12 protein-coding genes and 1 tRNA gene are annotated in these 12,962 nt (G+C 54.0%); 2 read left to right on the plus strand and 11 right to left on the minus strand.

The genetic code is table 11. From position 1 onward, the window contains the following. Nucleotides 1-4: 4 nt before the first annotated feature. From recG to hslV, 11 genes are all read right to left on the minus strand, one after another. Nucleotides 5-2,095: an ATP-dependent DNA helicase RecG gene (recG, locus tag IT781_RS11415; protein ID WP_194970288.1), complete on the minus strand. Its 2,091-nt coding sequence runs from the start codon at nt 2,093-2,095 to the stop codon at nt 5-7. A gap of 38 nt (nt 2,096-2,133) precedes the next feature. Next, entirely contained in the window at nt 2,134-2,520 is a 387-nt protein-coding gene (locus tag IT781_RS11420; protein WP_194970289.1) for a RidA family protein, read from the minus strand. Between the two features lie 278 nt (nt 2,521-2,798). Continuing rightward, the gene (locus IT781_RS11425) at nt 2,799-4,970 is read right to left on the minus strand and encodes a bifunctional (p)ppGpp synthetase/guanosine-3',5'-bis(diphosphate) 3'-pyrophosphohydrolase (RefSeq protein ID WP_194970290.1); all 2,172 of its coding nucleotides are present in this window, start codon (nt 4,968-4,970) and stop codon (nt 2,799-2,801) included. 11 nt (nt 4,971-4,981) lie between these two features. Next, nucleotides 4,982-5,224, minus strand: a complete 243-nt coding sequence (gene rpoZ, locus IT781_RS11430) for a DNA-directed RNA polymerase subunit omega (protein WP_194970291.1) — start codon at nt 5,222-5,224, stop codon at nt 4,982-4,984. 130 nt (nt 5,225-5,354) lie between these two features. Then, nucleotides 5,355-6,527, minus strand: a complete 1,173-nt coding sequence (locus IT781_RS11435; RefSeq protein WP_194970292.1) for a phosphoglycerate kinase — start codon at nt 6,525-6,527, stop codon at nt 5,355-5,357. Between the two features lie 88 nt (nt 6,528-6,615). Further along, nucleotides 6,616-8,166: a ubiquinone biosynthesis regulatory protein kinase UbiB gene (gene ubiB, locus IT781_RS11440; protein ID WP_194970293.1), complete on the minus strand. Its 1,551-nt coding sequence runs from the start codon at nt 8,164-8,166 to the stop codon at nt 6,616-6,618. Between the two features lie 76 nt (nt 8,167-8,242). Next, complete coding sequence (locus IT781_RS11445; RefSeq protein WP_194970294.1) at nt 8,243-8,869, minus strand: SCP2 domain-containing protein; 627 nt, start codon at nt 8,867-8,869, stop codon at nt 8,243-8,245. Nucleotide 8,870: 1 nt separating this feature from the next. Beyond that, a complete protein-coding gene (ubiE, locus tag IT781_RS11450; RefSeq protein WP_194970317.1) occupies nt 8,871-9,620 on the minus strand; it encodes a bifunctional demethylmenaquinone methyltransferase/2-methoxy-6-polyprenyl-1,4-benzoquinol methylase UbiE in 750 nt (249 codons plus the stop codon). An 18-nt stretch (nt 9,621-9,638) separates the two neighbouring features. Next, nucleotides 9,639-10,028 (minus strand): gamma-butyrobetaine hydroxylase-like domain-containing protein, encoded by a 390-nt coding sequence (locus tag IT781_RS11455; protein ID WP_194970295.1) that lies wholly within the window; start codon nt 10,026-10,028, stop codon nt 9,639-9,641. A 3-nt stretch (nt 10,029-10,031) separates the two neighbouring features. Then, nucleotides 10,032-11,357 (minus strand): ATP-dependent protease ATPase subunit HslU, encoded by a 1,326-nt coding sequence (hslU, locus tag IT781_RS11460; protein WP_194970296.1) that lies wholly within the window; start codon nt 11,355-11,357, stop codon nt 10,032-10,034. Between the two features lie 4 nt (nt 11,358-11,361). Continuing rightward, nucleotides 11,362-11,910, minus strand: coding sequence for an ATP-dependent protease subunit HslV (gene hslV / locus IT781_RS11465; RefSeq protein WP_194970297.1), 549 nt, complete (start codon nt 11,908-11,910; stop codon nt 11,362-11,364). 274 nt (nt 11,911-12,184) lie between these two features. Between hslV and IT781_RS11470 the strand changes: the two genes are divergently transcribed. After that, nucleotides 12,185-12,823, plus strand: a complete 639-nt coding sequence (locus tag IT781_RS11470) for a DUF4126 domain-containing protein (protein ID WP_194970298.1) — start codon at nt 12,185-12,187, stop codon at nt 12,821-12,823. 62 nt (nt 12,824-12,885) lie between these two features. Next, a tRNA-Phe gene (locus IT781_RS11475) sits at nt 12,886-12,961 on the plus strand. Nucleotide 12,962: the final 1 nt, after the last annotated feature.

Raw genomic sequence — 12,962 nt, forward strand, 5'->3', positions numbered from 1 at the left:
GGGTCTAAACCTCTGCATAGTCTGTGGCATCGCCCAGCCAGCGATCGATCAACGGCTGTACGGCTTCGGGCGAGTCATTGAAGAAAATGTCCGCTATCTGCTGGATATTATCCAGTAAATCGGAATCGCGGGATAAATCGGCGATTTTAAAATGTGCGGCGCCGGTTTGCCGGGTCCCCATGACTTCGCCCGGACCGCGCAGTTGCAGGTCTTTCTCGGCAATCACGAAGCCGTCGCTGCTGTCCCTTAAAATGCCCAGCCGCTGGCGCGCCGTGTCGGACAAAGGCGATTGATACATGAGCAGACAGTAACTGTCGCCTTCGCCGCGGCCGACCCGGCCGCGCAACTGATGCAGCTGAGACAGGCCCAGCCTTTCGGGGTTTTCGATGATCATCAGGCCGGCATTGGGCACATCGACGCCGACCTCAATGACGGTCGTCGCAACCAACAGATCGAGCCGATGCTGCTTGAAAGCCTGCATGACGGCCTCTTTCTCGGCCGCTTTCATGCGTCCGTGGACCAGGCCGACGCGCACATCCGGCAGAGCCTGGGTCAGTCGTTCGGCGGTTTTTTCGGCTGCTTCGCACTGCAACGCTTCCGATTCTTCAATCAGCGTGCAGACCCAGTAAGCCTGTCTGCCCTGGGCGACCCAGTTGCCGATGCGCGCGATGACGTCGTCACGACGCTCGGCAGGAATGACGCTCGTGATGACCGGCTTTCTGCCCGGCGGCAGTTCGTCGATGATCGAGATATCGAGATCCGAATATTGCAGCATGGCCAGCGTGCGCGGAATCGGGGTCGCGGTCATGACCAATTGATGCGGCCGTAGCCCGGTCTGCTGGCCTTTCTCCCTGAGCGCCAGCCGCTGGTGCACGCCGAAGCGGTGTTGTTCGTCGATGATAACTAACCCCAGCCGGTGAAAGTTGACGCTATCCTGAAACAGGGCATGAGTGCCGATAATGATGCCGGCGCTGCCGTCGGCCAGGGTTTGCAGGGCGTCTTTTCTCGGGTTGCCCTTCAGTTGGCCGGTCAGAAAGACCACTTGCGTCTTGAAGTTTGCAAACCAGTTGCTGAAGTTGCGGAAATGCTGCTCGGCCAGCAATTCGGTCGGCGCCATGACCGCAACCTGAAAGCTGGCCGATAGCGCCAGCAGGGCCGCATAAGCGGCCACGACAGTCTTGCCGGAGCCGACATCGCCCTGAACCAGCCGCATCATTGGATGATTCCGGCTGCAATCGGTCTCGATTTCGGCCATGACGCGCTGTTGCGCACGGGTCAGGCTGAAGGGCAGGGCGCGGATGAAATGCTCGTTGATGACCGGATTGACAGAGAAGCGGGGCGCCTGCCAGACTCTGGTTTTGTTCCTCGATTGCCTCAGGCTCAAGTGGTGCGCCAGCAGTTCTTCGAAGGCCAGCCGTTTCAATGCCGGCACGCTGCCGTTTTGCAGGGCCGCCATCGAGATCGATTCATCCGGCGCATGCAGGGTTTGTATGGCCTCCAACAGGGAAGGGTAATGGTAGCGCTTTAATACGGTCTCTGGAATCCATTCCGGCAACAACTGATTTTCAGAGGTGAAAATGGTTAGGGCCTGCTTGATAGCTTTTCTTAATGTCGCCTGCTTGAGTCCTTCGGTCAGCGGGTAAACGGGCGTCAGGCAAGTCTCGGTAACGCAGCTGTCCGCGCTTGAAATGACTTTATATTCGGGGTGAACCATTTCGAACCCGGCAAAGCCGTGGCGCACCTCGGCAAAGCAGCTGATCAGCGTGCCCGGCTGCAGCGCATTATGCTGGCTGGCGCTGAAATGAAAAAACTTCAGGCTGATGGACCCTGTGCCGTCGCTGATGCGGCAAATCAGGCTTTTGCGGCCCCGGGGCAGAATATCCGTAAATTCGACGCGGCCGCAGATCAGCACGGTCATACCCGGCATCAGTGAGCCGATAGGATAGACGCGCGTGCGGTCTTCATAGCGGTGCGGCAGGTGGAAAATCAGATCCTGAATCGTGCGGATGCCGAGTTTTTCCAGACGCAGGGCGGTTTGGCCGCCTATGCCCGTCAATGAAGCAACCGGTTGATTCAAATAATACGGGGTTTTCATTGGCGGATTTTATAAGGGATAAGCTTCGCCTGGATGAGTTACGCGTCCAGTTGCATGATCGCGTCCATTTCCACGCCGGCATCTTTAGGCAGCGCGGCCACGCCAATCGCAGCGCGCGCCGGATAAGGTGCCTGAAAATAGCGGCCCATGATCTCGTTGACGATAGGGAAGTGCGACAGATCGGTTAAAAATACGTTCAGTTTGACGATATTGGACAGATCGCCGCCGGCCGCTTCGGTAACCGCTTTCAGGTTTTCGAATACCTGCGTGATCTGAGCCGAGATATCGCCGTCGATGATGGTCATCGTGGCCGGAACCAATGGGATCTGTCCTGAAAGATAAACGGTACTGCCGACTTTAACCGCTTGCGAGTAGGTGCCGATGGCCTGAGGTGCTTTATCGGTCTGGATGATTTCTTTTGTCATTGTTATTCCTGTGTATCAGTTAGCAAAATGGTTAAATAGCGGGATGAAAATCGCGTGTACCTGTACATATTATAAGGAATCTGGCGGAAATTTTCTCGGGTCCTGTGCGGCCAGGCTGTCGGGTTTGCTTAAAAATACTGTGTGCCCGTTATCAAAAGGCAAGTGAATACGGCCCCACAAGCAGGGGGATAGAGGAAAGGTGAGGATGAATTCTGGATTGGATGCTGAACCGTCGGAAGTTTCGGCACTTGATGCAGCGCCTGGTTTCAGCCCTGGCCCTAAGCCTTTACGCGGTTGATTTTCAGCACAATCGATAATTCCTTCAGCCTGCGCATGATCTGGGCCAGATGCACGCGGTCCTTGACCGTCAGCGTGATCAGGTCAACCGAAACGCGGTCGTCCTGATCGACCACGGAGACATTCTCGATGTTGGAATTCAGTTCCGAGATCGTCGAGGCAATGGTAGCGAGCGAGCCGCGTTGATTCAGTATTTCTATGCGAATTTCCGCAGGAAACTCGCCGACGGCGTCCGGGCTCCATTCGACATCCAGCCAGCTGGCCTGTTTTTTTCTGGCTTCGATGCGGTTACGGCATTCGTGATGGTGCACAACAATACCGCGGCCGGGATTGAAAAAGCCGATGATCGAATCGCCCGGAATAGGCCGACAGCATTTCGCCAGCGTAATGACCATGCCTTCCGTGCCTTTGATAATCAGAGGATTCCTTACGCCGCTCTCGCTGGTGTCGAGTTTGACAGCCGCATGCACATCATCCTGCGTGAGGCGCTTGGCGATCAGGAACGGCATTTTGTTGCCCAGGCCGATGTCTTCAAGCAATTCTTCCAGATTGTGCATGGACATTGCCTCAAGCAGCGCCTGTACGCGGGTTTGGTCGATGTTTTCCAGATGCAGATGCATGGCTTGCAGCTCTTTTTCCAGCAGTCGGCGGCCGAGGTTGATGGCTTCCTGCTGTTTAAAGTGCTTCAGATACGTGCGTATGCTGGAGCGGGCCTTGGCGGTAATGACATAGTTGAGCCAAAGCGGATTGGGCCGGGCCCAGGAAGCGGTAATGACTTCCACCGTGACGCCGTTTTCGAGCGTCGATTGCAGCGGCACCAATTGCTTGTCGATGCGGGCGGAAACGCAGGCGTTGCCGATATCAGTATGGACGGCATAGGCAAAATCGATGATGGTTGCGCCGCGCGGCAATTTGATGATGCCGCCCTGAGGCGTAAAGACGAATACTTCCTGCGGGAACAGGTCGACTTTCAGATTATCGATGAATTCCAGCGAATCGCCGGCCGACTTCTGGATTTCCAGCAGTTCGCGCAGCCATTCGTTGGCGCCGGCCTGGAATTTCTCGGATTTGTCGTCGTCGGATTTGTACAGCCAGTGCGCCGCGATGCCTGATTCCGACATGCGGTGCATTTCGTGCGTTCTGATCTGGATTTCAATGGGCACGCCGTAAGGGCCGATCAGTATGGTGTGCAGGGACTGATAGCCATTGGCCTTGGGCAGTGCGATGTAGTCCTTGAAGCGGCCCGGAATGGGCTTGTACAGATTGTGTACGATGCCCAGGACGCGGTAGCAATTATCAACGTCATCGCAATAGATCCTGAAGGCATAGACATCGAAAACATCCGAAAAGGAAATCTTTTTGTTCAGCATTTTCTGGTAGATGCTGTAGAGATTCTTTTCGCGTCCGGCGACCTCGCAGTGCAGGCCGGCCTGTTCCAAGCGGTTTTTTATCGCGCTTTCAATGGTGTCAACGATCTTGCGTCGATTGCCGCGGGCTTTTTTGACCGCATTTTTCAGAATGGCATGGCGCACCGGGTACATGGCCTCAAAGCCCAGCGATTCGAGCTTGTGCCGGATATTGTTCATACCCAGCCGATTGGCGATAGGGGCATAGATATCGAGCGTTTCGCGGGCGATGCGGCGCTTTTTTGCGGGCTTCATGGCGCCGAGCGTCTGCATGTTGTGCAGCCGGTCCGCCAGTTTGACCATGATCACGCGCAAATCCTTGGCCATGGCCATGAACATCTTGCGGACATTTTCGGCCTGCGCTTCGGCATGCGATTTGCTGTCGATTTTGGTGAGTTTGGTGACGCCGTCGACCAGTTCCGCCACTTCCTGGCCGAACTGTTTGGCTAATTCTTTCTTGCTGACCGGCGTGTCTTCAATGACGTCGTGCAGGATGGCCGCCATGATGCCATGCGCATCCATGCGCATTTCAGCAAGGCTGATGGCAACGGAAATAGGGTGGCAAATATAAGCCTCGCCGGTTTTGCGAAATTGGCCGGCATGAGCGGTGGCGCCGAACTCATAGGCGCGGACAATTTCGTCGATCTGAGCCTGATCCAGATAGTCGCTCAAGGTCTCGCACAGACGCCGGATCAGTTTGTCCTGAGGGCGTTCCAGTTCGATAGTGTCGGCGACTATATTTAACATGGATTCAGTGATTAAAACATGGTACTGGGAGTTTCGTGAGTATCGACAGTACGGTGCAGCTTGTTGACATTTTCAGTCGTGACATGACCTGCCGCAATTTCGCGTAAAGCGACAACCGTATCCTTGTCTTTATTGCGAGCGACAAATTCATCAGCGCCCTTGCTGAGCTGGCGAGCTCTGGTACTGGCTAATAAAACCAGTTTGAAACGGTTTTCTACGTGTTCTAAACAATCTTCGACTGTGACTCTGGCCATTTTTAAACCTAATAAATTAAGAGATCAGTCCGTTCGACAGGACTGACAGGGATCCGTTTCATTCAGCCGTTGAGCTAAATGAAATAAAAGGGCGATGCATTATATAAAAAACACCGCCCGACTTAAACCTCTAGGCGCGTGATTTTAAAATGGAAACGGCTGGAAGTTCTTTGCCTTCGAGAAATTCCAGAAACGCACCGCCGCCGGTAGAGGTATATGAGACCTGATCGTTGATCCCGTATTTGTCGATCGCCGCCAGCGTATCGCCGCCGCCGGCGATCGAGAAGGCGCTGCTTTCGGCGATGGCCGTAGCCAGGGATTTCGTGCCGTTGCCGAACTGATCAAACTCGAACACACCGACCGGGCCGTTCCAGACAATAGTGCCGGCCGATTTCAGCAGTTGCGCATAGTGTTTTGCCGTTTCGGGACCGATATCCATGATCATGTCATCGGCTTCAACGTCCTCGACTTTCTTGACCGAAGCGACGGCGGTTTCGGAGAACTCCTTCGCACACACGACATCGGTCGGTACCGGAATATCAGAGCCGCTGCGCTTGGCCATCTCGATCAGTTGCTTGGCTTCATCAATCAGGTCTTCTTCGTACAGCGATTTGCCGACGGGGAAGCCTGCCGCCGCAATAAAGGTATTGGCAATGCCGCCGCCGACGATCAGTTGGTCGACTTTTTCAGACAATGATTTCAGCACTGTCAGCTTGGTGGAAACTTTAGAGCCGCCGACAATCGCGACCAGGGGTTTGACCGGCGTTTCCAGCGCTTTGCCCAGTGCATCCAATTCGCTGGCCAATAATGGGCCGGCGCAGGCGACAGGCGCGTATTTGGCGACGCTGTGCGTCGAAGCCTGGGCCCTGTGCGCGGTGCCGAAGGCATCCATGACAAAGATATCGCAGAGCGCGGCCATTTTCTTGCCTAACTCGTCACTGTCTTTGCCTTCGCCGGCATTGAAGCGCACGTTCTCGCACAGCACGACTTCGCCTGGCTTGATGTCAATGCCGCCCAGCCAGTCTTTCTCCAGCCTGACGGGTTGGTCGAGCAGTTCCGACAAGTGTTCGGCTACCGGCTTTAATGACGCCTCTTCCGAATACTGGCCTTCAACCGGCCGGCCCAGATGCGATAACAATATGACGGCGGCGCCGCCTTCCAGGGCTTTTTGAATGGTTGGCAGGCTGGCTCGAATGCGGATATCGCTGGTGACTTTGCCGTTTTTCACAGGCACGTTCAGATCCTCGCGGATCAGTACGCGTTTGCCCGACAAATCCAGATCGACCATTCTTTTAATCGACATAGTAGACTCTCCTGTTTATGTTATTTATTGGTATTTTTTTGACAATTATTTCAGACAAAATCCGATTATGATCTGGCCTTGCGCTGATTTATTGAAATAAAACCGCCACGCTGATCATGACGGCGCTGGCCAGGATGGCCCATACCGTCCGGCGGTGATTGCTTTCCATTTGCTGGCGCAGCAGGGCGAGTTCGCGATTATGCGCTTCGGCATTGGGCCTTGCATGCGCGGCATTGTCCAGGGCTTTATAAATCAGCGAAGGGACTTCCGGAAACTGCTCGGCCAGTTCCGGGAACTGTTTGATGATCCTGTCGATTTTGGCTTTAGGGCTCATGCGTTCATGAAACCATTTTTCCAGGAACGGCTTGGCCGTTTGCCACAAGTCCAGATCGGGATAAAGCTGGCGCCCGAGTCCTTCGATATTGAGCAGGGTTTTCTGCAGCAAGACCAGTTGCGGCTGCACGTGCATGTCAAAGCGCCGCGCGGTCTGGAACAGACGCAGCAGCAATTGCCCGAAGGAAATGTCCTTAAGCGGCTTTTCGAAGATCGGCTCGCACACACTGCGTATAGCCGATTCGAATTCTTCTATGCGCGTCGAGCCGGGCACCCAGCCGGATTCGACATGCATTTGCGCGACCCGGCGGTAATCGCGATTGAAGAAGGCCAGGAAGTTCTCGGCCAAATAGCGCTGGTCGGACAAGGATAATGAACCGACGATGCCGAAGTCGACAGCGATGTATTTGGCTGGCAGGTCGACGAAGATATTGCCGGGATGCATATCGGCATGAAAAAAGTTGTCGCGGAACACCTGGGTGAAAAAGATTTCCACGCCGCGTTCGGCCAACAATTTGAAATCGGCGCCGCCTTCCCGCAGCGCCGCGATTTCGCCGACCGGAATGCCCTGAATGCGCTCCATGACCATGACTTTCTGGCGCGTCAGCGGCCAGTGGACCTCCGGGATGTATATAATGTCCGAACCCTCGAAATTGCGGCGCAATTTAGTGGCGTTGGCGGCTTCACGGATCAGGTCAAGTTCGTCCAGCGTTGTTTTTTCAAACTCGGCAACGACTTCCAGCGCGCGTAACCGCCTTGCGTCAGGCCAGAATCTTTCGGCGAAGCGGGCCAACTCATAAAGCAAACCTACGTCGGAGTGGATGCGTGTTTCAATATCAGGGCGCAGAACCTTAACGACGACCTGTTCGCCGCCATGCAGCACGGCCGTATGAACCTGCGCGACCGAGGCCGAAGCCAGAGGTTCCGGATTGAATTCGGCAAAGGCATCGGAGACGGACATGCCGAGTTCCTGTTCAATAATGCCGCGAGCGATTTCGCTCGGAAACGGCGGAACTCTATCCTGCAACTTGACCAGTTCATCGGCAATGTCATCGGGGAGCAGGTCTTTCCGGGTCGATAGCGCTTGGCCGAATTTGACATAAATAGGCCCCAGGTCTTCCAATGCGCGACGAATGCGCACGCCTCGCGGAGCGGTTTGTCGCTTGAGCCAGTAGTTAGGGGAGAAAACGGCCAGGAAACGAACGGGGCGGAATAAATGAGTTTTTAAAACGATTTCGTCCAGGCCGTGAAAGACCAGGACCCAGTTAATATGGATCAGGCGCAATAATATTTTAGGGCGGATCACGTATTTACCTTTGGTTGTAGAGTGGGCGCGGCTTTTCGTGCCCACCGGAGAGGGTATCAGTAGCGCAAGACCGGACTTATTTCTGCCTTAAATTCTCTAACGCATGGCCCAGACGTTCAACTCGGCTTGACAGGCGGTCAAAATCGTCGCGCAGTTCATCAACCCGGCGATAAAAAATATCCATTTCCGGGGCGGCCGGCAGATCGCGCGTTTCTTCCTGCAGAAATTCCGCCGCATTCAGCCGGAAAGTTTCAATGGAATCTTTTCCCCAGCGCTGACCGGTGCGGAAAAGCCGGCCGATCTGATGCGCGATAATGTCGCCGGTGTAGTGTGACAGTTTTTCTTCCAGATCGATGTCCAGCTTATCGAACAGTTCCTGAAATTTGCGGCCGGTATGCATGTCGCCTTCAATTTTCACTTCACCGGAGAAAATGGAGCGCATCGGTTTTGAGCTGAGCCCCATCAGGCCCAGCGCCCAGATCGAGCCGGTGAGGCGGGTGTCGGGTTCGCCGATGAAGTGATCCAGACACTGGATGGATTCCGTCGTCGGGCACAGGTAAACGGTTTCATTGAACGGCAGGATCGTAACGGCGATGACCTTGCCGGCCAACGGCTCTAAAAAAAAGTGGCTATCCGGATCCAGTGAGAGGTACTGGTTGAGCGCGGTTTCCAGTACGCCGGCTAGCAACGGTTTGATCGCCATGCTAGATTTTATAACCTCTGTGTATGGCTACGATGCCTTGCGTCATGTTGAAATATTCGCAACGCTCAAAGCCGGCATTTTCCATCATTTTTTTCAGTTCATCCTGTTTCGGATGCATGCGGATGGACTCGGCCAGGTAGCGGTAACTGTCTTCATCCTTGGCTACGACTTTGCCGATTTTGGGCAGCAGATTGAATGAATAAAAATCGTAGACTTTCTCAGTCACCTTGTCGGTCGGGTGCGAGAATTCCAGCACGATGACGCGGCCGCCGGGTTTCAGCACTCTGTACATGGAGCGCAAGGCGGCATCCTTGTCGGTCACGTTGCGCAGGCCGAAGCCTATGCAGACGCAGTCGAAGGTATTGTCTTCAAAAGGCAGGCATTCGGCATTGACCTGCGCATAGCGGATATTGCCGACCAGTCCTTTGTCGATAAGGCGGTTGCGGCCCGTGCGCAGCATTTCGGAGTTGATGTCGGCCAGCACTATCTGGCCATCTTTGCCGACGCGCTTTTCGAACAATATGGTCAAATCGCCGGTGCCTCCGGCCAGATCGAGCACGCGCTCGCCTTTGCGCACATTGCTCAGTTGCACGGCAATGCGCTTCCAGATGCGGTGAATGCCCATCGACATCAGATCGTTCATGATATCGTATTGTCCCGCCACGGAATCAAACACGCCGCGGACCAGTTTGACTTTATCCTCTTTGGCTACCTGTTTAAAACCGAAATGGGTGGTGTTGTCGTTTGTCATTGTCATGCTTGGTATTTTTTAATGTTCTGTCGATGCTTTGCGTTGATAGCCCGCCGCTTCCAGTCGATGGAGATAATCGGCCCATAAGATCGGATATTCGGCGCCTAATGTGTACAGTAAATCCCATGTGTAAATGCCGCTGCTATGGCCGTCGCTGAATTTCGGGGCGATGCCATAGTTGCCCACTGGTTTGATCTCTTCAATCGTGACGTCTTCCTTGCCGACCTGTAGCACTTCCTGTCCGGGCGCATGACCGACCGCTTCAGCCGATTGCGTATAGACGCGCAGGTATTCATACGGCAGCTTGAAAACGCTGCCGTCGTCAAAACTGATCTCCAGCAGGCGGGACACCTGATGCAGCTTGATTTCAGTGGGTAGGGTGTGACAGGGTTGTACAGTCAGGCGCATGATTTATAAAATGTAACGGCTCAGATCTTCATCCTGCACGAATTCGGACAGATGCCCATCAACATAAGCGGCATCAATGACGATGTTTTTATCGACAAGGTCAGGCGCGCTATAGGAAATATCTTCCAGCAATCGTTCCAGTATCGTGTGCAGACGTCTGGCGCCGATATTTTCCGTTTTTTCATTGACCTGGAAGCCCAGTTCGGCAATCCGCTGGATGCCGTCGGGGGCGAATGCTACCGAGACGCCTTCTGTTGCCAGCAAGGCTTGATATTGTTCGGTCAATGAAGCATTCGGTTCGGTCAGAATGCGTACGAAATCATCGGCCGTCAGCGCATCGAGTTCAACGCGAATAGGAAAACGGCCCTGCAGTTCGGGAATCAGGTCCGAAGGTTTGGTCAAATGGAAAGCGCCAGACGCAATAAACAGCACATGATCGGTTTTGATGGTGCCGTATTTGGTGCTGACAGTGCTGCCTTCAACCAGCGGCAACAGATCGCGCTGCACGCCTTCGCGGGAGACTTCGCCGCCGCTGCCGCCGAGTTCGGAGCGCTTGCAGATCTTGTCGATTTCATCGAGAAAGACGATGCCGTTTTGTTCCACCGCTTCCACGGCGCGTGCTTTAATGTCTTCTTCATTGATCAGCTTGGCTGCCTCTTCTTCCTGAAGCACTTTCAAGGCTTTGCTGATTTTCATCTTGCGCGATTTTTTTTTGCCCGTGCTCAGATTTTGAAACATGCCTTGCAGCTGGTTGGTCATTTCTTCCATGCCGGGAGGCGCCATGATCTCGACGCCTAAAGGGGCGACATGTACGTCGATTTCTATTTCCTTGTCGTCCAGATCGCCTTCACGCAGCTTCTTGCGCATTTTCTGGCGGGTCGATTCCTCGGTGTCGGACAGCATGCCGCTGCCGGCCCGTGGCAACAGGATATCCAGAATTTTTTCCTCGGCAGCGTCGTAAGCGCGGTTCTGGACCTTTTCCATTTCCGCCATGCGCGTCATTTTGACGGCCGTATCGGCCAGATCGCGGATAATCGATTCGACATCGCGGCCGACGTAGCCGACTTCAGTAAATTTAGTGGCTTCTATCTTGATGAAAGGCGCATTAGCCAGACGTGCAAGGCGACGGGCGATTTCGGTTTTGCCGACACCGGTAGGGCCGATCATCAGGATGTTTTTCGGGGTAATTTCTTCGCGTAAGGCGGCATCGACCTGCTGGCGGCGCCAGCGATTGCGCAACGCAATAGCGACGGAGCGTTTGGCGCTGGCCTGGCCGATAATGTGCTTGTCCAGCTCGCTTACAATTTCTTTAGGGGTCATCTGAGTCATTCGTTTACTCGTTAGGATCTGCGTCCAGTTCTTCTATGGTCAAATTGTGATTGGTATAGATACAGATATCGCCGGCTATTTTTAATGATTTTTCGACGATTTCGCGGGCGCTTAAATCGGTATTTTCCAACAAGGCGCGTGCGGCCGCCTGCGCAAAAGCACCGCCGGAACCAATGGCCATCAAGTCATGCTCAGGCTCGATGACATCGCCGGTACCGGAAAGAATCAGGGAGGTTTTGGCGTCGGCAATTGTCAGCAGGGCTTCGAGCTTGCGCAGGGCGCGGTCTGTTCGCCAGTCTTTGGCCATTTCTACGGCGGCGCGCGTCAGGTTGCCGCGGTGTTTTTCCAGCTTGCCTTCGAAATGTTCGAACAAGGTGAAGGCATCGGCCGTAGCGCCGGCAAAACCGGCAATAACCTTGTCATGGTATAGACGGCGCACTTTGCGGGCGTTGCCCTTCATGACCGTATTGCCCAAAGTGACTTGGCCATCGCCGCCAATCACCACTTTGCCGTCGCGGCGAACAGAAAGAATGGTTGTACCTCTAAAACTCACTTTAAAATCCCAAAGTTACGAATATGATTACGCCAATTCTACATGGTCTGGATTTAAATGTGGTAGAAAATAAAACAATTAACTATCGAACGACAGCTTTATAACTGATGTTACGCCGTTGTAGGGTCGAATTCATTCGCACCTACACGGCATCGCAGTAGAACAGAACAGCGATCGATTCGTGCGGAACATCAATTCTTAAGATTTCTGCGTTAATTGGAAGTTCAGCAAAATAGGCTATGCTGAATGCATTTTTTAACAAAAAGGGCACTTTATGGAAGCGCTGGATCAAATTTCAACGACGCTGGCATTAACAATGGGACTGGCCTGGGCCAGCGGCATTAACCTTTACGCGACGCTGTTCATGCTGGGGTATCTTGCCAACACCGGCAATCTGAATTTGCCGCCGGATTTACAAGTGGTCGCAAACCCGATGGTGATGGGGGCGGCCGGGGTCATGTATTGCATTGAGTTTTTCGCCGATAAAATACCTGGTGTGGATACAGGCTGGGATACGCTGCATACGTTTATCCGCATTCCTGCCGGCGCAATGCTGGCGGCCGGCGCTGTCGGCGATCTGAATCCTGCGGTTGAATTGGCGGCGGCAATAATGGGCGGCGGTCTGGCCGCCGGCACGCATGCAACCAAGGCCGGCACGCGTGTACTGATCAATACTTCGCCGGAGCCCTTCAGCAACTGGCTCGCATCCGTTGGCGAAGATATTGCCGTTATTGGCGGGGTTTGGGCCTCTGTCAATCATCCGGTGCTGTTTTTGATAGCATTGGTATTGTTTGTCCTGCTGATGATCTGGCTGTTGCCGCGGATATGGGCGGGCATAAAAAAAGTATTTCGCTTTATTATCAAATTGTTCCGAAAGGAAGAAAGCCCGCTGAACGCAAATTCGTCGGAATGAAATCATTTTTTTATTGACGGGTCTAAGATAATCGGGTTTAATAGCGCTCTTTTTGTAGTGCCGCCCAGGTAGCTCAGTCGGTAGAGCAGAGGACTGAAAATCCTCGTGTCGACGGTTCGATTCCGCCCCTGGGCACCAT

Origin of the sequence: Methylobacter sp. BlB1, assembly GCF_015476545.1 — a bacterium.
Lineage (GTDB): Bacteria > Pseudomonadota > Gammaproteobacteria > Methylococcales > Methylomonadaceae > Methylobacter.